At 44.9% G+C, this 23,858-nt stretch carries 24 protein-coding genes, 1 tRNA gene, 2 pseudogenes and 1 riboswitch; of the genes and pseudogenes, 12 read left to right on the forward strand and 15 right to left on the reverse strand.

Features of this window, described 5'->3' with window-relative positions; all coding sequences use genetic code 11:
• Window positions 1-36 precede the first annotated feature (36 nt).
• The 7 genes from QEO93_RS07945 to ileS all read right to left on the reverse strand — a co-directional run bounded on the left by QEO93_RS07945 (window position 37) and on the right by ileS (window position 6,549).
• Window positions 37-408 (reverse strand): hypothetical protein, encoded by a 372-nt coding sequence (locus QEO93_RS07945; RefSeq protein WP_032136507.1) that lies wholly within the window; start codon window positions 406-408, stop codon window positions 37-39.
• On the reverse strand, window positions 375-743 hold the full coding sequence (locus QEO93_RS07950) for a hypothetical protein (RefSeq protein WP_143445776.1): 369 nt from the start codon (window positions 741-743) through the stop codon (window positions 375-377). Before QEO93_RS07950 ends, QEO93_RS07945 begins: the two co-directional genes overlap by 34 nt.
• A gap of 21 nt (window positions 744-764) precedes the next feature.
• Entirely contained in the window at window positions 765-971 is a 207-nt protein-coding gene (locus QEO93_RS07955) for a hypothetical protein (RefSeq protein WP_032136505.1), read from the reverse strand.
• Between the two features lie 39 nt (window positions 972-1,010).
• Entirely contained in the window at window positions 1,011-1,400 is a 390-nt protein-coding gene (locus tag QEO93_RS07960; protein ID WP_143445777.1) for a hypothetical protein, read from the reverse strand.
• A gap of 293 nt (window positions 1,401-1,693) precedes the next feature.
• A complete protein-coding gene (locus QEO93_RS07965) occupies window positions 1,694-2,950 on the reverse strand; it encodes a chloride channel protein (RefSeq protein ID WP_032136503.1) in 1,257 nt (418 codons plus the stop codon).
• Between the two features lie 161 nt (window positions 2,951-3,111).
• Window positions 3,112-3,642: a crossover junction endodeoxyribonuclease RuvC gene (ruvC, locus tag QEO93_RS07970; protein ID WP_032136502.1), complete on the reverse strand. Its 531-nt coding sequence runs from the start codon at window positions 3,640-3,642 to the stop codon at window positions 3,112-3,114.
• 123 nt (window positions 3,643-3,765) lie between these two features.
• Entirely contained in the window at window positions 3,766-6,549 is a 2,784-nt protein-coding gene (gene ileS, locus QEO93_RS07975) for an isoleucine--tRNA ligase (RefSeq protein ID WP_032136501.1), read from the reverse strand.
• Between the two features lie 241 nt (window positions 6,550-6,790).
• Here ileS and QEO93_RS07980 point away from each other — a divergent pair, with 241 nt between their 5' ends.
• Window positions 6,791-7,189, forward strand: a complete 399-nt coding sequence (locus QEO93_RS07980; protein ID WP_032136500.1) for an MliC family protein — start codon at window positions 6,791-6,793, stop codon at window positions 7,187-7,189.
• 215 nt (window positions 7,190-7,404) lie between these two features.
• Here the strand turns inward: QEO93_RS07980 and QEO93_RS07985 are convergent, their stop codons facing one another.
• A complete protein-coding gene (locus tag QEO93_RS07985) occupies window positions 7,405-8,109 on the reverse strand; it encodes an IS1 family transposase (RefSeq protein ID WP_284627564.1) in 705 nt (234 codons plus the stop codon).
• A gap of 41 nt (window positions 8,110-8,150) precedes the next feature.
• Here QEO93_RS07985 and QEO93_RS07990 point away from each other — a divergent pair.
• The 5 genes and pseudogenes from QEO93_RS07990 to QEO93_RS08010 form a co-directional block, all read left to right on the forward strand.
• A pseudogene (locus QEO93_RS07990) lies at window positions 8,151-8,796 on the forward strand (IS630 transposase-related protein); the annotation flags it as partial.
• Window positions 8,797-8,844: 48 nt separating this feature from the next.
• Complete coding sequence (locus tag QEO93_RS07995) at window positions 8,845-9,108, forward strand: transposase (protein WP_052368689.1); 264 nt, start codon at window positions 8,845-8,847, stop codon at window positions 9,106-9,108.
• The gene (locus tag QEO93_RS08000) at window positions 9,005-9,607 is read left to right on the forward strand and encodes an IS5 family transposase (protein ID WP_284627565.1); all 603 of its coding nucleotides are present in this window, start codon (window positions 9,005-9,007) and stop codon (window positions 9,605-9,607) included. The genes QEO93_RS07995 and QEO93_RS08000 overlap by 104 nt, the downstream gene beginning before the upstream one ends.
• Before the next feature lie 201 nt (window positions 9,608-9,808).
• A riboswitch (TPP riboswitch) is annotated at window positions 9,809-9,900 on the forward strand.
• Window positions 9,901-10,013: 113 nt separating this feature from the next.
• Window positions 10,014-11,021, forward strand: coding sequence for a thiamine ABC transporter substrate-binding protein (locus QEO93_RS08005; RefSeq protein WP_032136520.1), 1,008 nt, complete (start codon window positions 10,014-10,016; stop codon window positions 11,019-11,021).
• A gap of 142 nt (window positions 11,022-11,163) precedes the next feature.
• A complete protein-coding gene (locus QEO93_RS08010) occupies window positions 11,164-13,026 on the forward strand; it encodes an ABC transporter ATP-binding protein (RefSeq protein ID WP_032136521.1) in 1,863 nt (620 codons plus the stop codon).
• A gap of 86 nt (window positions 13,027-13,112) precedes the next feature.
• Here the strand turns inward: QEO93_RS08010 and QEO93_RS08015 are convergent, their stop codons facing one another.
• Window positions 13,113-13,268, reverse strand: a complete 156-nt coding sequence (locus tag QEO93_RS08015; protein ID WP_157686240.1) for a hypothetical protein — start codon at window positions 13,266-13,268, stop codon at window positions 13,113-13,115.
• 141 nt (window positions 13,269-13,409) lie between these two features.
• On the opposite strand from QEO93_RS08015, the gene QEO93_RS08020 reads away from it, so the two are divergent.
• The 5 genes from QEO93_RS08020 (at window position 13,410) to polA (ending at window position 18,699) form a co-directional block, all read left to right on the forward strand.
• Window positions 13,410-13,655 (forward strand): helix-turn-helix domain-containing protein, encoded by a 246-nt coding sequence (locus QEO93_RS08020; protein WP_032136522.1) that lies wholly within the window; start codon window positions 13,410-13,412, stop codon window positions 13,653-13,655.
• Between the two features lie 216 nt (window positions 13,656-13,871).
• Window positions 13,872-14,420 (forward strand): hypothetical protein, encoded by a 549-nt coding sequence (locus QEO93_RS08025; RefSeq protein WP_052368631.1) that lies wholly within the window; start codon window positions 13,872-13,874, stop codon window positions 14,418-14,420.
• Between the two features lie 75 nt (window positions 14,421-14,495).
• Entirely contained in the window at window positions 14,496-14,693 is a 198-nt protein-coding gene (locus tag QEO93_RS08030; protein ID WP_032136523.1) for a hypothetical protein, read from the forward strand.
• A 52-nt stretch (window positions 14,694-14,745) separates the two neighbouring features.
• Complete coding sequence (locus QEO93_RS08035; protein WP_052368633.1) at window positions 14,746-15,693, forward strand: DUF5672 family protein; 948 nt, start codon at window positions 14,746-14,748, stop codon at window positions 15,691-15,693.
• 246 nt (window positions 15,694-15,939) lie between these two features.
• Entirely contained in the window at window positions 15,940-18,699 is a 2,760-nt protein-coding gene (gene polA / locus QEO93_RS08040) for a DNA polymerase I (protein ID WP_032136524.1), read from the forward strand.
• 69 nt (window positions 18,700-18,768) lie between these two features.
• On the opposite strand, the gene QEO93_RS08045 is transcribed toward polA, so the two are convergent.
• From QEO93_RS08045 to fabZ, 4 genes are all read right to left on the reverse strand, one after another.
• Window positions 18,769-19,551: a GNAT family N-acetyltransferase gene (locus QEO93_RS08045; protein ID WP_032136525.1), complete on the reverse strand. Its 783-nt coding sequence runs from the start codon at window positions 19,549-19,551 to the stop codon at window positions 18,769-18,771.
• A 64-nt stretch (window positions 19,552-19,615) separates the two neighbouring features.
• Window positions 19,616-19,692, reverse strand: a tRNA-Met gene (locus QEO93_RS08050).
• Window positions 19,693-19,771: 79 nt separating this feature from the next.
• Entirely contained in the window at window positions 19,772-20,551 is a 780-nt protein-coding gene (lpxA, locus tag QEO93_RS08055; RefSeq protein ID WP_032136526.1) for an acyl-ACP--UDP-N-acetylglucosamine O-acyltransferase, read from the reverse strand.
• A 60-nt stretch (window positions 20,552-20,611) separates the two neighbouring features.
• Window positions 20,612-21,067: a 3-hydroxyacyl-ACP dehydratase FabZ gene (gene fabZ / locus QEO93_RS08060; protein ID WP_032136529.1), complete on the reverse strand. Its 456-nt coding sequence runs from the start codon at window positions 21,065-21,067 to the stop codon at window positions 20,612-20,614.
• Between the two features lie 75 nt (window positions 21,068-21,142).
• On the opposite strand from fabZ, the pseudogene QEO93_RS08065 reads away from it, so the two are divergent.
• Window positions 21,143-21,985: pseudogene (locus tag QEO93_RS08065) on the forward strand (IS630 family transposase).
• 80 nt (window positions 21,986-22,065) lie between these two features.
• Here QEO93_RS08065 and QEO93_RS08070 read toward each other — a convergent pair.
• On the reverse strand, window positions 22,066-23,001 hold the full coding sequence (locus QEO93_RS08070) for an electron transfer flavoprotein subunit alpha/FixB family protein (protein WP_032136492.1): 936 nt from the start codon (window positions 22,999-23,001) through the stop codon (window positions 22,066-22,068).
• A 10-nt stretch (window positions 23,002-23,011) separates the two neighbouring features.
• Window positions 23,012-23,758 (reverse strand): electron transfer flavoprotein subunit beta/FixA family protein, encoded by a 747-nt coding sequence (locus QEO93_RS08075; RefSeq protein ID WP_085815716.1) that lies wholly within the window; start codon window positions 23,756-23,758, stop codon window positions 23,012-23,014.
• Window positions 23,759-23,858: the final 100 nt, after the last annotated feature.

The following is a 23,858-nucleotide window of genomic DNA, read 5'->3' on the forward strand; positions in this document are numbered from 1 at the left end:
TATTCAGGCTTAGCATACGCCGCCAAAATCCGCACGCTATCCGATTCCAAATAACGCAACACGCTCGGCAGCCTGAAACCGAAACAGCAACGGCACAAGCGGTAATTGAGCAGCAGCCATAATTATCCAAAATTGCGCGTTACACCAGCGATACAAGCCCACATCACGCCGCACCGAAAAATCGCTATACAAAACAGGAAACAGCGCGTAACCCAAGATTGCCGCATAAACCCACATCCACGCAGAACGGCGTGTAGGGACAACTTTGGGCAAGTATTCCAAGTTACCTAAGCATTTAAACAGCAGTATCAGCCCCAAGACAAAAGCCAAACCATAAGGGGCAAAAACGACCAATAGAAAATGATTGCGCCCATCTATTTCTCCTTTTCTTTCATTTTCAGGCTGCATTCCAAACTGTTCTCACTCACGCTTTCCGTAGCCAATTCCTGAAGCATCATTCTAGGCTGCAAAACTTGCGGTTGCGGCGTGGATGTGTCTAAATCAATAAACGGCGTTTGCTGATTCAAAGTCCACGTTTGCCCTTTCATGCGACTGAACCAATCGTTATCCCAATGTTGGCGCGTGTAATAACTCACGTTACAGCTTCTGTCATCTTCACTCAAATAACTGTAATCCAAAATATAGCCATCATTATGCAAACCCTGAATGCGTGAAGGTTCGCCTGTCAAAACCAGTTTGTAATCGTTTTTATCTTGCTGAACGATGTGCCATACTGTTGACACTTTCGCATCTAAAATCAAAGACTACTTAGTCTTGTTTTTCAGGTGGATAAAAACGTGTTCGCTGTCTTGGTTGCGAATCAAATCGTATGACGCATTCAACATTCTTGGGAACAAATCGTCCAAAAGACACGAATTTTCATACCGAATCGCGCTTTCATGCTCTTCTTCGCTCAACTGGGCAATAATGCTGCGTTCATCACAATCCGCCACACGCGCACTGGCTTTCACACCTGCGTAATACAGCCATTTCCCATTTTCTGCTTTTAGCTAAATGCTGCGCCGTTCCGGCGTTTCAGGCAAATCATCAATAAAGGTATATTTATACGCATTGCGCTGCGGATAATAGCAAACGCCCCAGCGCATATCTGGCATTCTTCGCGGCATCACACGGGCTAAATCAGGCGTGTTTGGGTCAGGCAATTTTTCGCGTAACTCAATTAGTTTCTTCTGCAAAATTTGCCGCGAATCTTGCCACTCTTGCTGCCATTTTTGCCATTTTTGACTGCGCTGAACGGCTTCTTTTGTCAGCATAAACAACATGGCAGCAAACAATATTCGGGTTTTGTTGGGTTCATCAAAGCACTTTCGTATCAAGGTTTGAGCTAGTGTAACAAAACTTTCAGGCTGCTCTTCAATGCACGATAGAAATTTTTGCAATGGAACGTCGGTGGCTCGCCGACACATCTCCAAATCATAGAAATATACTTGTATAGTTAATGCCTTTATCTTTTATAGTAAATTAAATTCAAACCAGTACAGCGTTGCCAACGCCTTTATGTGCTAAATGCACACGGCGGGCGTTGTCGCCTTGTATTAAAAAATAATGACATCAACTATAATTATCAAAACTTTGTCGGCAAGCCGCCGACGCTCCATTTTTGCCGTGTACTAAAAAGCAGCCTGAAAAACAAAAAAAGCACGTTTTGCATTTCAAACAAAACGCGCTTTTTTTACGCCTTCAACTTCGCCCAAACCATTTGCGTACCCAACGCCACCACCATACACAAACACATCGGCAACCAATACGCCGTACTCAACCGCGACAATTCCAACATAAACACAATCGCCGTCAAACGCATATTCTGCGCCAGCCCCAAAAACACCGTCGCCCCCACAAACGCCGCCGCGCCCAACGAAATTTCAGGCAGCCGCACATTCCACAACACCGCCGAAGCAAACGCAATCATCGCCCCCAACATCATAGACGGCGTAATCCGACCGCCATACGCCCCAGCCACAGTCGCCAGCAAAACTGCCGCCCATTTGCTCGCCAACAAACCCAACGCCCCTTGCCACGAAATCCGCTCCGCAAAAGCCATTTGATTGCCTGCCTTGCCATTGCCCAAAATCTCAGGAAACCACATCGACAGCACCCCAATCGCCGCAAAAGCCAGTACCGCCACCACAATAATCACAGGCTTCGTGCGTGATACCTTTGGCAATTTTCCATTGCACCACGCAAACGCGTTCACACCCAAACCAATCGCCACGCCAGCCACCAACGCCCACACCAACATCGCCGCGCTGATATTCGCCTGCACCAACGGCGCAATATTCGCATACTGAACCATATCGCCCAACCCAACACGCACCACCAAAACCGCCGTCCCACACGTGATTAACGCTGCTAACAACGTCGGCAATTCCCACACCAGCAGCAGCGTTTCCAACACAAACACCGCCGCCGCCAACGGCACGTTATACACTGCCGCCAAGCCAGCCCCCGAAGCACACGCCAACACCACCCGTTTTTGTGCCAACGACAGTTTCAGGCAGCCTGAAAGCGGCGTAGCCAACGCAACCGACATTTCACGCGGCGCAACTTCGCGCCCTAATGGCGAACCCATGCCCACCGTGATAATCTGCAAAATCGTGTGCGCCATGGTTGTTTTCACAGGCACGTTTTTTTCAGGCTGCGCGACTGCATTTTTAATTTCCATTAACGGCGCACCCCAGCGATGAATCGCAAACCAGCCCACGCCCACCACCAAACCGCACAGCATTAGAGCAATCAAACGGCGCAACGGTTCAGCTTGCTGCACCAGTTCGCGGAACGAAACGTGTTCGCCAGCCACCAAACCACCATGAAATGTAAACTGCTGAATGGCGTGCAGCAAATGTGTGAACGCAATCCCCACCAGCCCAGCCAGCACGCCTGTACACAGCAACGCCAGCACAAATTTGAGCGAAAAATCAGGTTTTTCCATAAAACTTCCATATTTCAATAAACTGCATATTTTACTGCAATCGTGTTGGCTTTTCAGGCTGCGAGCTTTCTATTGGTAGGGACAGGGTTTATCCCTGTCCAATAATGCTTTCACAAAAAAATGCAGCCTGAAAAACATCATTCCGTTTTTCAGGCTTCTTTTTACTGAAACCGCCCCGCTTTAATCACCGAACCACCCAATTTCGCCGCCAATCCCTGATTACGCAGCGCGTGAGTGAGCGCAATCGCCAAGCCGTCCGCCGCGTCCGCCTGCGGTGTCCCCGACAATTTCAGCATTTGAACCACCATGTGCTGCACCTGCTCTTTTGCCGCTTTGCCTTGCCCCACCACCGCCTGTTTCACCTGCAACGCCGTGTATTCATACACAGGTAAACCACGCAACACCAAAGCCGCAATCGCCGCCCCACGCGCCTGTCCCAACATCAATGTGGACGCTGGATTCACGTTCACAAACACCTGTTCCACCGCCGCCACTGTGGGTTGATACGTTTCAATTATTTCGCTGATGTGTTCTACAATCACGCCAATCCGCCCTGCTAACTCATCGTTTTTAATGGTTTTAATGCAGCCTGAAGCCACATAAATTTGCTCGCGTCCAATTACATCAATAATGCCAAAGCCCGTGATGCGGCTGCCGGGGTCAATGCCGAGAATGCGGATAGGGCGATTCATTTGTTGCCTTTTTAGAGGTTATGGAAAAGTGGGGGATTATAGCGCAGGCTGCGGTTGTTTCATGTGAAACAGAAAAAGCAGCCTGAAAACCACTTTTCAGGCTGCCTTTTTATTCACAGAACATCAAGCATGAACGCGACTTTCGCCCTCACCCTCAATATTCTCCACACAACGCGCGCACAAAGTCGGGTGTGCCGCTACCGTGCCAACACTCTCAACATAATGCCAGCAACGCTCACATTTTTGCTGTGCAGACGGTGCAACGCTTGCCGACAATTCATCGCCTTGCGCCAACTCAATTTTGGACACCAGCATCACAAAACGCAATTCATCGCCCAACGCCGCCAACGCTTCATAAATCACGTCAGGCGCAGACAATTTCACTTCCGCTTGCAACGAAGAACCCACCGATTTATCCACACGCAAAGGCTCAATCGCCGCACTCACAGCCGAACGCGCTTCACGGATTGCCGCCCATTTCGCCACCAATGCTTCTTCACTCGCGCTAGGCATGGTTGGGAAATCGTGCAATGTGTGATACAACACGCTATCCGTTTCGCCACCGCCGATGATGTCCCACGCTTCTTCCGCCGTGAAACACAAAATAGGCGACATCAACAACACCAGACTGCGCGTGATGTGATACAACGCCGTTTGCGCCGAGCGGCGAGCGTGGCTATCCGTTTTTGTGGTGTATAAGCGGTCTTTCAAAATATCCAAATAGAACGCGCCCAAATCTTCCGAACAGAATTGCACCAAATCTTGCACCGCAAAATGGAACGCATAACGCGGATAATATTCGCCAGCAATTTTCTCTTGCAACTGACGCGCCAACACCAACGCATAACGGTCAATTTCAACCATATCCGCTTGCGGAATCGCGTCTTCAATCGGATTAAAATCCTTCAAATTGGCAAACAAGAAACTCAACGTATTGCGAATACGGCGATAACTTTCCGTAACACGTTTCAAAATTTCTTTGGAAATCGCCAATTCGCCAGAATAATCAGTCGCCGCCGTCCATAAGCGCAAAATATCTGCGCCAAATTCGTTATACACTTCTTGCGGCGCAACCACGTTACCGATGGATTTAGACATTTTGCGACCGTTTTGGTCAACCACAAAACCGTGCGTTAATAATTGCTTATACGGCGCACGACCCATAGTTGCACAACCTGTCAGCATAGACGATTGAAACCAACCACGGTGTTGGTCGCTGCCTTCCAAATACAAATCCGTAGGCCATGCCAATTCAGGGCGTTGTTTCAACACAGAAAAATGCGTACTGCCTGAATCAAACCACACGTCCATTGTATCGCTCAATTTATCGTATTGCTCGCAATCTTCAGGCGACAACAATTCCGATTTATCCAATTCAAACCACGCATTGATGCCTTTTTGCTCAATTTTTTGCGCGACTTGTTCCAACAAATCCGCAGAATTCGGGTGCAATTCGCCTGTTTCTTTGTGAACAAAGAACGTCATCGGCGTACCCCAAAAGCGTTGACGCGACACCACCCAATCAGGGCGACCTTCAATCATCGCTTGCAAACGCGCACGACCCCACGCAGGGAAAAATTCCGTATCGTCCACCGCTTTCAACGCATTATTACGCAGCGTTTTGCCCGACACGCCAGCCTTGTCCATACCGATAAACCATTGACCCGTAGCGCGGTAAATCAACGGCGTTTTGTGTCGCCAACAATGCGCGTAGCTGTGTTCAATTTTGCCGTGTTTCAACAAACGGTCATTTTCAGACAGCCAGTCAATCACAGGCTGATTCGCTTCCCAAACCGTCATACCAGCCAAACGCGGCACTTCGCTGATGTAGCGACCTTGCGCGTTCACAGGGTTATACAATTCAATACCGTATTGATTGGAAACCGCATAGTCTTCCAAACCGTGCGCTGGTGCGGTGTGAACCAAACCTGTACCTGCGTCTGTGGTAACGTGCGAACCGTTCAACATCAAAATTTCGCGGTCTAAAAATGGGTGCGTCAATTTCAAATTTTCCAACGCCGCGCCAGTCGTTTCCGCCAACACAGAGCAGCCTGCAAATCCATAGCGTTTAAGCGCGTCTTCCGCCAAATCTTTCGCTAAAACCAGTTTGCCTTTTGGCGTGTCAATCAGTTGGTAAACAATGTCCGCACCTGCCGAAATCGCTTGGCTGGCTGGTAACGTCCAAGGCGTGGTTGTCCAAATCACGGCAAACGCTTCGCCCGACAATTCAGGCAGCCTGAAAGCCGCCGCCAACGCCGCGTTATCGTTAAACAAATATTTCACATCAATAGCGTGGGAAACTTTGTCCTTGTATTCCACTTCCGCTTCCGCCAAAGACGAACCGCAATCCAAACAGAATTGCACAGGTTTCGCGCCTTTGTATAAATAGCCCGCTTTATAAATTTCGCCAATCGTGCGAACCGTGTCGGCTTCAGTTTTGTAATCCATTGTCAAATAAGGATTTTCCCAATCGCCAATCACACCCAAACGCACAAAATCTTTTTTCTGACGCAAAATTTGTTCGCCAGCATATTCGCGGCATAATTCGCGGAATTTGCTGTGTGGCATATCTTTGCCATGCAATTTTTCTACCATCACTTCAATCGGCAAGCCGTGGCAGTCCCAACCAGGGACATACGGCGCGTCAAAGCCAGCCAATGTTTTGCTGCGGATAATGATGTCTTTCAAAATTTTGTTTACGGCGTGTCCGATGTGAATATCGCCATTGGCATACGGAGGGCCGTCATGCAGAATAAATTTTGGGCGACCTGCGGCGATTTGTCGTAATTTTTGGTAGCGTTTTTCGTCTTGCCATTGTTTCACCCAAGCAGGTTCGCGTTTGGCGAGATTGCCGCGCATGGGGAATGGCGATTCGTGTAGGTTTACGGTTTTGCTGTAATCGGTCATGGTTTTTGCTCTACAAAATTGTTAAGAATTGCTATATTTAAACTGAAATTTTGTTTCAGGCAGCCTGAAAAAAATTAAAAACAGTCCTATTCTACAAGGCTTTACGCCATGTGAAAAGTTAAGTAATATGATTCGTGCTATGTAAATACGAGTTAATGCTAATTACAACCAACTACATGCGGTTTAAGATAGCATTTTCGTGCTTTTCAGCACTTTTATTACTCAAACTAAGGAGATTCTTATGAGTATCAAACGTCTTTCATTGGCTGCAGTTTTGTTGGCTTCATTAGCAGCTTGTTCATCAAACAACGCAACCCAACCAACAACACCAGCAGCTCCAGCTGAACAACCAGCACAAACTGCTGTTTTGACTGGCAATGTAACCAAATTCGCTTGTGAAAACGGTCAAACCGTTACTTTGAAACAAAACGGCTCTGAGAGTGTTACTTTAGCTGTAGACACAATCGGCAGCAGCGTTGAATTGACACGCGCAGTATCAGGTTCAGGCGTTCGCTATGCCAGCAACAAAGGTTTCTACAATAAACCAACTGAATTTCACTTCAAAGGTGCGGAAGGTTATTTAGAATTTACTGACCCATACGGTAACAAAGTTAAAACTAACTGTAATGAAACTAAATAATTGAATTAATTAAACTAAAAACAGCCTGAAAACATTTTCAGGCTGTTTTTTTGTTGCCAAATAATATTCAATCTGCAAAAATATAGTTGATGCAATTATAGTAAATTCAAAATAAAATAGTGCAATTCTAGTTTTATCTTTAAGGTACATAAAATGGCATATTCAATTGATTTACGAGAAAAAAAGGGGGGTGTCCTGAAAAGTGTGCTGTAAAACTAAACAATGCCAAAGTGAATATCAAAGAAAGCTAAATCAAAAACTTTCTTATGATAAAACATACTTTTAGAAAAGCAACACGTTTTTCTAAACGCTCGCCTTACTTTGTGCCGTAAACGACAGTTATTACCCTCAATGCCAACGGTGTGTTGCTTACCAACTAGATGCCATTCTTCATTTGAAAAGACATTTAAAAATGCAGCCCAGTCGTCTGTCGCCATTCTGTCATAGGTTACACGCAACTCTTTCAAACGCCGTTTGAGTGCTCGCGCTGTTGCTAAATCGCGCTTACCCCAAACGTAAGCGACAATTTCGCCACTTTCTCTGTGATAGGCATAGACTAGCCATACTTTATTAGACTTGTTACCGACAAATGTCCAAAACTCGTCTATTTCAAGTGTAGAGTAATGTTTTTGTTTAGGAAATGGCTCAAACTCATGGCGTTTTAAGGCAGCCTGAACTTTGTCTTTGCTGTAACCCGTAATTGCTGCAATATCGCGAATGCCACAACCTCTAACGGTCATTCTCCAAACCTGTTCATCAGCTTTGGAATGACAACCCTTATAGGTAAGGTTATGGTCGCCAATAAAATTACGGCAGCAATCTTTACAAAAATACTTTTGTTTACGATTGCCAGAGTAGCCATTTTTCTTTATATTTTGTCCTTGGCAGCGAGGACATTTCAGAGTTATTTGTATTTTCACACATTCAATAATACTCTGTTTTCGCTGCTTTTTTATTGCTTATTTTTTACAGCACAATTTTCAGGACACCACCAGAAAAAGCATTAAATTGTTACAAGCAATGTAACAATGCAAGTAAAGTTGCCAAAACCTATGGTATCTCAAGAAATACGCTTTACCTTTGGATTAAATTAGAAGAACAAACAGGTAGCCTGAAACATCAAGTCAAAGGGCAAAATGCCACTAAATTGGATACGCAAGCACTCAAACAATATATTGAACAAAATCCTGATGCTTATCTCTATGAAAGGGCTGAAATGTTTAGTTGCTCCACATCAACTATTTTTTTATGCGCTCAAAAAATTAGGTATCACGCGTAAAAAAAAGACCACCATTTACAAAGAACAAGACCCAGAAAAAGTAGCTCATTATTTAGCTCAGTTAGCCCAATTTTCTGACTACCCGCTTGTTTATTTAGATGAAACAGGATTGGATACCTATTTCTTTCGTCTGTATGCTCGTAGTCCGAAAGGGGAAATCGTTAAAACCAAGATAAGCGGTAGAAAATACTAACGCTTATCATGAGTTGCAGCGCAAATTGGGCAAAATTTAATTGCGCCAATGATTTATCAAAATACAATGACCAGCGATTTTTTTGAAGCATGGTTTGAAACTATGCTATTGCCCAATTTACCTGAAAAGTCATTATGGGCAAATATTAAGAACCTGTATTCACAAAAATGATCAAATATCTTTATGACTAGAAAATCCTACCCAACAGACTTAACAGATGCCCAATGGCAAGCGATTGAGCCATATTTTAACCAGCTACACCACTACAAATGGGATAAACACAAATTAGTGAATGCCGTTTTGTACATCACCAAAACAGGTTGCCAATGGCGTATGCTGCCCAATGATTTTCCACCTTATTCAACCGTATGGAGTTTCTATCGCAGAGCCAATCAATCAGGCTTATGGGATAGAATTCTTTTGGCATTGGTTCAAAAAAACGTTTAATCCATCAAAAACAAGCAATGCCAACTTATGCCATATTGATTCACAAAGTGTCAAAACAGCTTCTAGCGCACATGATAAAGGTTTTGATGGAGGTAAAAAAATCAAAGGTCGTAAGCGACATATAGCTGTTGATACGTTGGGTAATCTATTGTCTGTTGTGGTTCATGCAGCCAATATTCATGACACAAAAGCAGGTATTTTTGTAGCAAAAAAAGCGTTTGAGACCTATCCGAGTTTAAAAGGTTTCTGTGCGGACGCAGGTTATCGGAATACATTTGAGCGTGAAGTATCAGAGCAATTGGGTTTAACTGTTGAGATTTCAAAGAGAATTCAAGATATTTCTTGGCATATTCTGCCCAAACGTTGGATTGTAGAACGAACGTTTGCATGGTTAGGTTGGTCTCGACGTTTAGCAAAAGATTTTGAGCAGACGAATTTATCTGCTGAAAATTTTGTTAAACTAGGGTATATTTCACAAATATTAAAATTTATCAAATAGTTGTTTGTGAATACGGGTTCTAAGAAATATATGCGTTCAATTTTGCCTAGTTATGATAATTTCACAGATGTGTTAATATCCTATTTTTATTTTAATTAACTATATTTTTTAATATAAGGTGACAACGGTCGCTGTGTACATCTAGTACATAAGGGCGTTGGCAACGCAGTATTAAAAGATAAGTGCGTTAACTATACCCATTCCAATTAGTCGGGGTGCTGCGCAAGCGGCTGAGAAATACCCGTGAACCTGATACAGATAATGCTGGCGTAGGGAACTAAACCGCTTTCAAGGCGCAAAATACCAAACCCTGTGGATAATTTGTATCAAGTTATCCACAGGGTTTCTTTTTACCCTATTTTGTTTGTAGTAAAACTACGTATTAATTTACAAAGGAATTTTTATTATGAAAACTATTTATGCTTCGTTATTGATTTTGGCTATTACGCCAGCTTTGTCTTGGGCAGCCACAGAAGTGAAACTAGCTGTTCACGATTCTTACGATTTACCAAAATCAGTCATCGCAAATTTTGAACAAGAAAATGATGCAAAAATTTCTGTGATAAAAATGGGGGATGGCAATGCCATGTTGAACCGCTTAATTTTGATGAAAAATGGTGCACCATTAGCAGATGCTGTTTTTGGTTTGGATAACAACACCGCACACAAAGCCAAAGAAGCAGGCATTTTGGCAAACACGCAGCCTGAAAGCGCGAAAATGGTGGTGAAATTGCCGTATATTTTGGCGGTGGATTACGGTTTTGTTACTTTGAACTACGATAAGCGTTGGTTTACTGAGAAAAAATTGCCATTGCCTAAAAATTTGGCAGATTTAACGCAGCCGCAATACAAGAACTTGCTCGCCATGCCTAATCCAGCCACTTCAACCCCTGGTTTAGCGTTTTTAATGGCGAATATCGCAGGCTTGGGCGAAGAGGGCGCATTTCAATGGTGGGGGGCAATGCGACAAAATGGCGTGAAAATCACTAAAGGCTGGTCTGAGGCGTATAACTCTGAATTTACGCTCAATGGTGGTTCACGCCCGATTATTGTGGGCTATTCCAGCAGCCCTGCTGCCGAAGTGTTTTACAGCGAAGGCAAACTGAAATCGCCAAATATGGGGAATTTATTTTTGAATGGCGGCAGTTATTTGCAGATTGAGGGCGCGGCGGTGCTGAATAACGCAAAGCAGCCTGAATTAGCTGCAAAATTAGTACGTTATATGCAAAGCCCAGCCGTGCAAGAGTCGGTTACCACGTCTATGTGGGTGTTCCCAGCAGTGAAAAATACGAAACATGACCCGATTATTCGCTTTGCGTCTGCGCCAAATAATGCGCGAATGCTGCCTGCCAATCAGGTAAATGCAAAACAGAAAGAGTGGGTGGAGCGTTGGATTCGTACCGTTCTAAAATAATGTTTTCCTATGATTAAAAACCCTTTTTTCTGTGTATAACTTTTCTATCCAAGGGCTTTTCGGTTACAATACAGCCTATTAAAAATGTAAGGCAGCCTGAAAATATTTTCAGGCTGCCTAAACTTATCCACAGAACAACATTATGAAAATTAAAGAAAAACTTAATCAAATTTTTACCTATTTTGAAGACAAAATAGACCCTTATCCCGAAGAAAATTCCACACTGCCTGAAAAAGGCTTGCTGCCGTTTATTTGGTCGTCAATCAACGGAATGCGCGGCTGGATTCTTACGCTGGCGATTTTCTCGGCAGGCAACGGTATTTTGGAAGCCTTGCTGTTTCAATTTATGGGCAAACTGGTGGACTGGCTCGGCAAACACACACCGCAAACTTTATTGGCGGAACACGGCTGGGCGATGTTTGGCATGATTTTGGTGCTGCTGTTTTCGGTGGTATGGCGGTTTGGCAATTCGCTGGTGCGTTTGCAAACGCTGCAAGGCGTATTCCCGATGCGTTTGCGTTGGAATTTCCACCGTTTGATGTTGGCGCAATCGCTCGGTTTTTATCAAGATGAATTTGCTGGGCGCGTGTCAGCAAAAGTGATGCAAACTGCGCTTGCCGTGCGCGAAGTCGTGATGACGATTGTCGGCATGGTCATTTATGTGCTGGTGTATTTTTTGAGTACGGGCGTGATTTTGGTGTCGTTGGACGGTTGGTTGCTCGTGCCGTTTATTTTGTGGATTGCGCTGTTTGGTTTAACCATGAAATTGCTGATTCCCAAATTAGCCAAAACCGCGCAACGCCAAGCTGATGCGCGTAGCTTGATGACTGGGCGAATTACAGACGCTTATTCCAACATCACAACCGTAAAATTATTCTCGCATGGCGCACGAGAAGCGCGTTACGCCAAAGAAAGCATGGAAGAATTTATGGTTACGGTTCACGCGCAAATGCGTTTGGCGACTTTGTTGGACACTTGCACATTTGCTGTGAATGCGTTTTTGACGTTATCCACAGCCGTGATTGGCGTGTGGTTGTGGCATTCAGGCAGCGTGTCGGCTGGCGCGGTGGCGGTGGCGATTACGATGGCGTTGCGCGTGAATGGTTTGTCGCAATACATCATGTGGGAAAGCGCGATGTTGTTTGAAAACATCGGCACGGTAACGGACGGCATGACGACATTATCCAAACCACACACGATTTTGGATAAACCTGCTGCGTTGCCGTTGAAAGTGGAACAAGGTGCGATTTCGTTTGAACACGTTGATTTTTCGTATGAAAGCGGTAAACCGTTGCTTAATGGTTTTAATTTGAATATTAAGGCTGGCGAGAAAGTGGGCTTGATTGGGCGAAGCGGTGCGGGCAAATCCACGATTGTGAATTTGCTGTTGCGATTCTACGAGCCACAAAGCGGTCAAATTGTGATTGACGGTCAAAATGTGAATGATGTTACACAGGAAAGTTTACGCGCCAAAATTGGTTTGGTTACGCAGGATACAAGTTTGCTGCACCGTTCTGTGCGCGAAAATATTATTTACGGACGACCTGACGCGAGCGATGAAGAGATGTTTCAGGCAGCCACGAAAGCGGAAGCCGCCGATTTTATTCCGCAATTATCGGACGCGAAAGGGCGAACTGGTTATGACGCACACGTTGGCGAGCGCGGTGTGAAATTGTCGGGCGGACAACGCCAACGCATTGCGATTGCGCGTGTGATGTTGAAAGACGCGCCGATTTTGCTGTTGGACGAAGCCACGAGCGCGTTGGATAGCGAAGTGGAAGCGGCAATTCAGGAAAGCCTAGACAAGATGATGGACGGCAAAACAGTGATTGCGATTGCTCACCGATTGTCCACGATTGCGGCAATGGATAGGCTGATTGTGTTGGACAAGGGACGCATTGTGGAAGAAGGCACGCACGCGCAACTGCTAGAAAAAGGCGGTTTATACGCGAAATTGTGGGCGCATCAGAGCGGCGGTTTTTTGCCTGAAAATGTGGAGCATTGATGGAGTAGGGTGGATTTTATCCACAAAATAAAAAGGCAGCCTGAAAACTTGTGGATAAGTTTTCAGGCTGCCTTTTTTACTTTGAATTACCAATCAAATAATTCAAACGCACAATAAGCAATAGCTGCTGCAGCTAATGTTCCTGTAATTTGTGCTGCGCTCATACCAGCTGCCGCATATCCAATTCCACCAACTGTTGTTGCATCTGCACTTGCACCTGCTACTTTTGAATTTTCAGACATTTTGAATCTCCATTTTGATGTTGAAAAAGCCTTTTCAGGCACTCTAATTTTAAAATGAACCTTTTTAAAATTAACTATAGTTTGTTTAAGTTTAATTTTAGTGAATTGTTGTTAATCTTTAATTTTTGAATACTGTGAGCTATGAAAACATCAAATAGCCCACACCCTTACCGTTTAATATTTGCTCAAAATATGCGACAAATTCGACGGTTAAAAGAAATATCACAAGAAGAATTAGCATTTGAATCAGGTATCAGTAAAACGCATATTTGCAAAATTGAACGCGGTAGCCGTGCAGTTTCTATTGGTGTAATGGGACGCATTGCAGATGCGTTATCTATTCCACTTGAAAAGTTATTGATACGCGATTTAACTCAAATTCAATAAAAAGCAGCCTGAAAAGTTTTTCAGGCTGCTTTTTTCATATATCCCCAAGTTATCCACAAACTAAACCACCGAAAATAGGGCGATTGCTTTTCAGGCTGCATTTTTATACACATTTTTTTCATTCTGTAACACAGGCAGCCTGAAAAAGATAAGTTATTTTTGTTAAAATACTTTTTTCAAAAACACATCTTCAGGCAGCCTGAAAATTTTTAAATTATGAAATTTCGTCTTATTTTATCCACAATTATTAGCTCTTTTGCCCTTTCAGCTCAAGCAGCAAGCGTTTGTAATCTGCAAAACAATACCTGTTTATCCACAAGCACAGCATCTGAACCACAGTCCGTTCCGCAAGCCATTGACAATGAAATCAAACAAGTTTGGCACACCAGCAATCCCGAAGAACTCAACGATATTGTGATTAAGCAGCCTGAAATCAAAGTGGAACCCAAACCTAAAGAAGAGAAAAAAACCGAAGTTGCCGACAAAACCAAGAAAACAGACGTTAAACAAACCGTTCGCAACGACAAAAAAGTGCAAACCGCTAAAGTCATCGCCGTTCCACCGCCCCAAAAAGCCCCCGTTTTAACGCGCCGACAAGTGTTGGAAAAAGAGATTAACCGCGAAAAAGTGGGGCTGAAAAGCGCACAAAGCCAGTTAGCTTCAGCCAAGAAAAAGGGCAATCAATCTGCTGCCAATCGCTTCGCCGCTTTGGTTATCGACCGTCAGCAAAACATCGCCGCTTTGGAAGCAGAAATGCGCCGTTAAACCACCTTTTCAGGCTGCATGAAACTGATATAATACGGTTTTTCAAAACACCCATTTATTTAAAGGAAAGCAAAAATGAACTCAGCAGAAGGTCAAGAAGCACTTGAATCAATGGTTGGTCAAATGTTGGCTGCCAAATTGAAACAACTGGGCGCACCTGAAGAAGTCGTAAACCGAACAGTAAGCAGCTTGTCATTTGACGATATTCGCAAATGCCTGTCTTTAACTGAAGCAGATTTGAAAAAAGCATTCGCTAAAATCTTGCCAGCTTAATACTTATCCACAAACCGCCTAAAATTAGGCGGTTTTTTGCAGCCTGAAAAACATGAATCCACAAAAAAGCCTCACCATTGTCAGCGTAACAGGAAGCGATGATTTCACGCTCGGCTCAATGTACGCCATAGAACGCAGTTTTCAAGAATTGCGCGGAAAAATTCAGCACCTTGAATGCCTGCTGATTAGCCCCACCAAACCGCAAAACCTACCCAATCACATTCAGCACATTCGCTGCCACCCATTCACCTACGCAGAATACAACCTCTTCATGCTGTTTTCCCTGCGCCAATTTATCCACACCGATTTTGCGCTCACCGTGCAAGATGACGGTTGGGTACTCAATGGCGCAATGTGGCGCGATGATTTTTTTGATTATGATTATCTAGGCGCACCCATTCCCAATTATTTCTGCTCCATTCCCAAATCGCCTGATAGCCCCTTAGACATGACAGGCATTGACTACTGGTTTGCACACCCAGCACCGCCAGACGACACCTTTTTTGAACCCCAAAACGGCGGATTTTCCCTGCGCAGCAAACGCCTGTTAGACGCACCCACAGAGCTCAATTTACCAGCCAGCATCAAAACCACAGGTTCAAGCACCACCGAACCCATTAAAATCCAATACACGCACAATAACACCCTAGCCGAAGATTTATTTCTGTCCGTATTGCACAGAAAAGCTCTAGAACAACACGGCTTGCGCTTTGCCCCTTCCTCCGTTGCGCTGCACTTTTCTTGCGAGTACGGACAAGTCTGGCAACGCTTTGCGCCACAACTCAACCCCACCCATATTTTAGGCGCACATTTTTCCAGCCGAATCCGATTAACCAGCACCCACAGCGTGAAAACCTTTACCAGCTATTTCCCCGACAAACACAGCATAGAAACCGAGTTTTCCCTTTCCCGTTTAAACACATTGGGTTATCACATTCACATTCCCAAAGAACTGAATTACACTCAAACCGATTTACACTTCCCAGCCAAATATAGTTAATGCACTTATCTTTTAATACTGCGTTGCCAACGCCCTTATATACTATTCGTACACGGCGGGCGTTGTCGCCTTGTCTTAAAAAATAATTGCATCAACTATAAACAAACGCAGCCTGAAAACAGTTTTCAGGCTGCGATAGTTTAAACAACAGAGTAGGGCGAATTTACCCATTATTTTTTGCAGCCTGAAAAGTTTCAGGCTGCGATTTGCGTATAATCCGCCCATCAACAACAAAGTTTTCCCAAAATGACACAATCAACCTTACTACTCGTGGATGGCTCGTCCTATCTCTACCGCGCCTTTTACGCACTCACCCACCTCACCGCACCCGACGGCACACCCACCAACGCCGTGTATGGCGTACTCAAAATGCTGCAAAGCCTCCGCGCCGACCAGCCAGCCGATTACTGCGCCGTCGTGTTTGACGCAAAAGGCAAAAACTTCCGCCACACCCTGTTCCCAGACTACAAAGCCACGCGCCCACCCATGCCAGACGACCTGCGTCCGCAAGCCGAAATGCTGCCAGAACTGGTTGAACTCATGGGCTGGAAAGTATTAAAAATCAGCGATGTAGAAGCCGATGACGTGATTGGCACACTCGCTGTTCAGGCTGCCACGCAAGGTATGAACGTCATCATATCCACAGGCGACAAAGACATGGCGCAACTGGTTAATCCACAGATTACGCTCGTCAATACCATGAAAAACGAAACGCTGGACGAACAAGGCGTGTTTGCCAAATTCAACGTACAGCCACACCAAATCCGCGATTTTCTCGCGCTGATGGGCGACAAAGTGGATAACGTGCCTGGTGTGGAAAAATGTGGCGAAAAAACCGCCGCCAAATGGCTCGCAGAATTTGGCTCGCTGGAAGAAATCATGCGCCGCGCAGACGAGTTCAAAGGCAAAATTGGCGAAAACTTACGCGCCGCCTTGCCCCGTTTGCCGCTATCGTATGAATTGGTAACGATTAAAACCGATGTGGATTTAGCCAACGAATTACCCAACGGCTTAGCAGATTTAACGCATCAAACGCCCAACTGGGGCAAACTCGCGCCACGTTTCCGTGAACTCGGTTTCAAAACATGGTTGAAAGAAGCCGAATCGCATTTAACCCAAGGCGAAAGCGGCGATTTATTCGCAGAACCCGCATTCACGCAGCCTGAAAAAGCAGAACCACAATTTGCCGCCACACCAAAAGAGCTGAATTATCAAGCTATTACCACGCCTGAACAATTAGCTGCTTTGGTTATGCGCTTGCAAGCCAGTTCACAAATCGGCTTGGACACCGAAACCACATCGCTGGAACACCTATCCGCGCGATTGGTTGGCATCAGCATTGCCTTTGCGGCTGGCGACGCGGTTTACATTCCTGTTTCGCACACCTTAGCCGCACAACAACTGGATTGGGACACCATTTCAGGCAGCCTGAAACCGTTTTTGGAAAGCGAAACGCTGGGCAAAATCGGGCAGAATTTGAAATACGACCAGCACGTTTTTAAAAATCATGGCATTGATTTAAAAGGTATTGTGGGCGATTCCATGTTAGCTTCGTATATCGTGGAAAGCCACAAAGGGCATGGCTTAGACGAGTTGGCGGAACGCTGGCTAGGCTTGGAAACGATTACTTACGAAAGTTTGTGTGGCAAAGGCGCAAAACAAATTTCGTTTGCCGATGTGAGCATTGAGCAAGCGACTGAATACGCGTGTCAGGACGCAGATTTCGCTTTGCGTTTGGAGCAGCATTTACGCGCACAAATGGACGCTAAACAGCTTGAAATGTATGAAAAAATGGAATTGCCCGTCGCGCAAGTGTTGTTTGAAATGGAACGCAACGGCGTGTTTATTGACCGTGCGGAATTAGCCAAACAGAGCGCGGAATTGGGCGCAAAATTATTGGAATTGGAACAGCAAGCGTATGCGTTGGCAGAGCAGCCATTCAATTTGAACTCGCCCAAACAGTTGCAAGAAATCTTGTTCCAAAAATTGGGCATTCCAACCAAAGGCGTGAAGAAAACGGCAAAAGGCGGTTTTTCAACTGATGAATCGGTGTTGGAAAAATTGGCTGATGATTATCCGTTACCCAAAATTATTTTACAAAACCGTGGTTTAGCCAAATTAAAATCTACTTACACCGACAAACTGCCTGAAATGATTTCGCCGCAAACGGGGCGCATTCACACCAATTACGCGCAAGCCGTGGCGATTACGGGGCGTTTAGCCAGTAATAATCCGAATTTGCAAAATATCCCCATTCGCACAGAAGAAGGGCGACGTGTTCGCCGTGCGTTTAGTGCGCCTGAAGGCAGTGTAATTGTGTCGGCGGACTACTCGCAGATTGAATTGCGGATTATGGCGCATTTGTCTGGCGACGCGACGCTTCAGGCTGCGTTTCAAAATGGCGAAGATGTGCATAGACGCACGGCAGCGGAAGTGTTTGGTATGCAGCCTGAAAGCATTTCTTCTGAGCAACGCCGTTACGCGAAAACCATCAATTTCGGGCTGATTTACGGCATGAGCGAATATGGTTTGGCGAAGTCTTTGGGGATTGATAACGTGTCTGCGTCTATGTTTATTAAACGCTATTTTGCGCGTTATACAGGCGTGGCGGATTATATGCAGCGCACGAAAGAGCAGGCGGCGCAACTGGGTTATGTGGATACGCTGTTTGGGCGCAGATTGTATTTGCCTGATATTCATGCGAAAAATGCGATGGTTCGCGCTGGGGCGGAACGTGCTGCCATCAATGCACCTATGCAAGGCACGGCAAGCGATTTGATTAAACGGGCGATGATTGCCACTTCGCATTTCTTGAAAGAACGCAGCCTGAAAACGCGTTTGATTATGCAGGTGCATGATGAGCTAGTGTTGGAAGTGCCTGAAGATGAATTGGCGTTGATTCAAAGCCAGTTGCCTGTGATTATGGCAAGCGTGGGCGAAGGGGTATTGAATGTACCTTTGCTGGCGGAAGTGGGGGTTGGGAAAAATTGGGACGATGCACATTAGAGTTGCCCACATAAAATAGAACGCAGCCTGAAAATTATTTTTCAGGCTGCGTTCTATTTTGTGGATAACTTAATCAATATTACATACAAAGTGATAAGACTGAATAGCAAAACCAAAACGGAAATACACGCGATGGGCAATCGTGCGTTCTGCGCCCACATGGCTATCCACATGAATTTGGCTGATACCGTTTTCTTGCGCAATGCGGCGCACTTCTGAAAGCAGTTGCACGGCGTAACCGCGTTGGCGATATTGCGGAATCACAACCAAATCATCAATGCGAAAATGTCGTCCGCTTAATAAATCGGTTACTTCTCGGAAACCACACACGGCAACTGCGCCTGTTTTGCCTGCTTCAAACACACCCAGCAAGCGATAACCTTGTGCGCGTTGAATGGTGTTCACTTGGGTAACAAAGCGGTTAATATCGTTGAGAGTAGGGCGCAATACGCTCAATGCAGCGAACGCGGACGCGGTTTCATTGGGCATGATTTCGCGCAATCCGCCTGCATTTTCGGTTTCTTCTTCATCAGCTTCTTCTGCTGAGTTATCCACAGAATCTGTCGTTTCTTCTGCTTCTTCTTGCTGTGGATAATTCATCATGCGTAAATCGTTATCTGCGGCAAAATCCATCAGAAAGCGAAACATTGCGGTGTTGCGCTCTTCCAATTCGGGGCTGATTTTGATGCAGCGAATATCATCAATCACAACGGGGTGTACCCATTCTTGATAGGTTTGCTCTTCTTTGTTGAACGAAGACAAAATGCCGCACAATCTGTCTGCCCAGTCGCTTGGACGGAACACTTTACCATTGCTGGTAGTTCCGTGAATAATGATTTCTTGGTTTAACATATTCGTGATGAGTGAGAAGTTAGCAAATGAAAAAACCGCTTAGAAAAACTAAGCGGTTTTGAATTGGTTGCGGGAGCAGGATTTGAACCTACGACCTTCGGGTTATGAGCCCGACGAGCTACCATGCTGCTCCATCCCGCGTCAGAAGAATTGAACTATACCTGTTTATTACAAGTCTGTCAAATATTTTTTCAGACTGCGGTTTCAGGCTGTGTGAATTTTAGCGAATAATACTGCGTTGTGATGTATGCAAAAAGTCGCTCAAAATCAATAATTCGCTGTTTTCTTTCGCCATTTCTGCAATTTTGGCTTTGGCTTCTTCCAATGGCAAATCTTGCATATAAATCGCTTTATAGGCTTTTTTCACGTTGGCGATTTGCTCAGCAGAAAAACCATTGCGGCGCATGCCTTCGCTGTTTAAACCAGCTGGCTCGGCGCGATAGCCTGATGCCATGAAATACGGTGGTACGTCTTTGTGAACGCCTGCTGCGAAGGCAGTCATCGCATACGCACCAACGCGGCAGAATTGGAACACCAGCGTGTAACCACCCAACACAACGTAATCGCCAATTTCAACGTGTCCTGCCAAGCTGGAATTGTTGGCGAAAATGGTGTGGTTGCCAATCACGCAATCGTGCGCCAAGTGACAATACGCCATAATCCAGTTGTCATCACCCACGCGTGTTTCGCCGATGCCTGTTACTGTGCCTGTGTTGAACGTGGTGAATTCGCGAATGGTGTTGCCGTTGCCGATGATAAGTTTTGTGGGTTCATCGCGGTATTTTTTGTCTTGCGGTTGTGCGCCCAAGCTGGCGAATTGGAAGATTTTGTTGTTTTCGCCGATTGTGGTGTGTCCTTCAATCACGGTGTGCGCGCCAATTTCTGTGCCTGCGCCAATTTGCACATTCGCGCCAATCACGGTGTACGGGCCGACTTTCACGCTGCTGTCTAGCTCGGCTTTTGGGTCGATAATCGCGGTAGGGTGAATTAAATTACTCATCTTATTTTTCCTTTTGGGAATATTTTTTCAGGCTGCAAATATTGAATGCAGCCTGAAACTTTACATTGCGACTTTACGTTTCGCGCACATGATTTCAGCTTCAACCGCTAATTCGTCGCCCACAAACGCTTTGGCTGCAAATTTGCCAATACCGCGTTTGCTTTGCAACAGTTCAATTTTGAAGACCAGTTGGTCGCCAGGAATGACTTGGCGTTTGAAGCGTGCGTTATCAATGCCTGCAAAGAAGAAGATTTCATCTGGCTTACGTCCGCCTTCACTCAAAATAGCTAATGCGCCGCATGCTTGCGCCATCGCTTCAATAATCAATACACCTGGCATTACGGGAAATTCAGGAAAATGTCCTGTGAATTGTGGTTCGTTAATGCTCACATTTTTCAATGCGGTTAAAGTTTTGCCGCTTTCAAATTCTGTAATGCGGTCAATCAACATAAAAGGGTAGCGATGGGGAATCAGTTTTTGAATTTCTTTTGCTTCAATCGGTAGAGTAATGTTCATTTTTTTATACAATCTTTTTATAGTAAATTCAAAATAAAATTGTGCAATTCTAATTTTATCTTTAAGGTTCATAAAATGGCATATTCAATTGATTTACGAGAAAAAGCATTAAATTGTTACAAGCAATGTAACAATGCAAGTAAAGTTGCCAAAACCTATGGTATCTCAAGAAATACGCTTTACCTTTGGATTAAATTAGAAGAACAAACAGGTAGCCTGAAACATCAAGTCAAAGGGCAAAATGCCACTAAATTGGATACGCAAGCACTCAAACAATATATTGAACAAAATCCTGATGCTTATCTCTATGAAAGGACTGAAATGTTTAGTTGCTCCACATCAACTATTTTTTTATGCGCTCAAAAAATTAGGTATCACGCGTAAAAAAAGACCACCACTTACAAAGAACAAGACCCAGAAAAAGTAGCTCATTATTTAGCTCAGTTAGCCCAATTTTCTGACTACCCGCTTGTTTATTTGAATGAAACAGGATTTGATACCTATTTCTTTCGTCCGTATGCTCGTAGTCTGAAAGGGAAAATTGTTAAAACCAAGATAAGCGGTAGAAAATACCAACGCTTATCATTAGTTGCAGCGCAAATTGGGCAAAATTTAATTGCGCCAATGATTTATCAAAATACAATGACCAGCGATTTTTTTGAAGCATGGTTTGAAACTATGCTATTGCCCAATTTACCTGAAAAGTCATTGATTATTTTAGATAATGCTAGATTTTACAGAATGGGTATTCTGCAAGAAATGGGGCATCATTTGGGGTATAAAATGCTACCGCTTGCACCTTATTCGCCTGAATTAAATCCAATAGAAAAAACATGGGCAAATATTAAGAAATATATGCGTTCAATTTTGCCTAGTTATGATAATTTCACAGATGCGTTACTGTCCTATTTTAATTAATTATATTTATCAATGGAAGCCTGAAAAATGTTTCAGGCTGCAAATGTTTTATGTTTCATGTGAAACATGATTTATACAGTTTATCTTGCTTTCAACGCTTCCGTTAATTGCGGCACAATTTCAAACAAATCGCCAACAATCCCAAAATCTGCCACATTGAAAATCTGCGCATCAGGGTCTTTATTGATTGCTACAACGGTTTTACTGCCTTGCATACCCGCCGTGTGCTGAATTGCACCCGAAATACCCACCGCAATATACAAATCAGGCGCAACAATCTTGCCTGTTTGACCCACTTGGCAATCATTCGCCACATATTCTGCGTCCACCGCCGCACGGCTCGCGCCAATCGCTGCGCCCAACACATCAGCCAACGGGTTCAACACCGCGCTAAATTGTTCCGCGCTGCCCAAAGCACGTCCGCCAGCCACCACCACACGCGCTTGCGTTAATTCAGGACGGTCAGACGTTTGCAATTCACGCGACACAAAACGGCTCAAGCTTTGCGCAGAAGTGCTTGATACAAAAACAATTTCTGCTGAACCACCTTGGCTCGCCACATCAAACGCACTCGCACGAATCGTCAAAACCAATTTTGCTTCATCACTTTGAACCGTTGTGAACACATTGCCAGCGTAAGTTGGACGAACAAAGGTTTTGTTATCCACAATCTCAGTTAAATCAGATATTTGCGAACAATCCAACAACGCAGCCACACGTGGCATCACGTTTTTACCAAACGCGCTCGCTGCCGCCAAAACGTGTGCATAAGGTTCAGCCAAAGCCACTATTTGCGCCGCGATTTCTTCCGCCAAACCTTCACCTAAATGCGCCGCGTCTGCATGTAAAACTTTTGCTACACCAGCGATTTGACTGGCTTGTTCCGCCACTTTCAGGCTGCCTGAACCTGCTACCAACACATGCACTTCACCCAATTTTTGTGCTGCCGCAACCGCGTGTAAGGTTACAGGGTTAAGTGCTTGATTATTATGCTCTACCAATACCAATACAGTCATCATCGTCTCCTTAAATTGCTTTGGCAGCCGCCAATTTTGCCACTAACTCAGCCACATCAGCCACTTTCACACCAGCCTGACGCGCTTTCGGTTCAGCATATTGTTTCACAAGCAAACGCGGCGTTAAATCCACGCCCAAATCTGCCACCGTTAATTTTTCCAACGGTTTCTTTTTCGCCGCCATCAAATTAGGCAATTTCACAAAACGCGGTTCATTCAAACGCAAATCCGCGCTAATCACAGCAGGCAACTTCAACGCAACGGTTTCCACACCGCCATCAATTTCACGCGAAACCACCACTTCTTCCTCGCCCAATTCCACTTTGCTAGCAAACGCCGCTTGTGGCGCGTTCAACAAAGCCGCCAAACGCTGTGCCGTTTCACACGCATCATCGTCAATCGCCTGTTTACCCAGTAACAAAATTTCAGGCTGCTCTTTTTCCGCCACTTTTTGCAATAATTTTGCCACAACGCGTGGTTCTAACGCTTCATCAGTTTCCACATGAATGGCACGGTCAGCACCCATTGCCAACGCCGTGCGCAACGTGTCTTCGCATTTTTTCACGCCCAAAGAAACCGCCACGATTTCGCTGATTTTGCCAGCCTCTTTCAATCGCACCGCTTCTTCAACTGCCACTTCATCAAATGGATTCATCGACATTTTCACATTGCCAATATCCACGCCCGAGCCATCGGCTTGCACGCGCACTTTCACGTTGTAATCCACCACTCGTTTTACTGCAACTAAGGCTTTCATATTTTCTCTCACAACTAAATTGTCAAAATAATCAAACTATTATTTCAGGCAGCCTGAAACAAATAAATCGCCATTTTAAAGGAAAGCAAAAAGATTGAAT

The sequence above is a fragment of the Kingella negevensis genome (assembly GCF_030177895.1).
GTDB classification, from domain to species: domain Bacteria; phylum Pseudomonadota; class Gammaproteobacteria; order Burkholderiales; family Neisseriaceae; genus Kingella_C; species Kingella_C negevensis.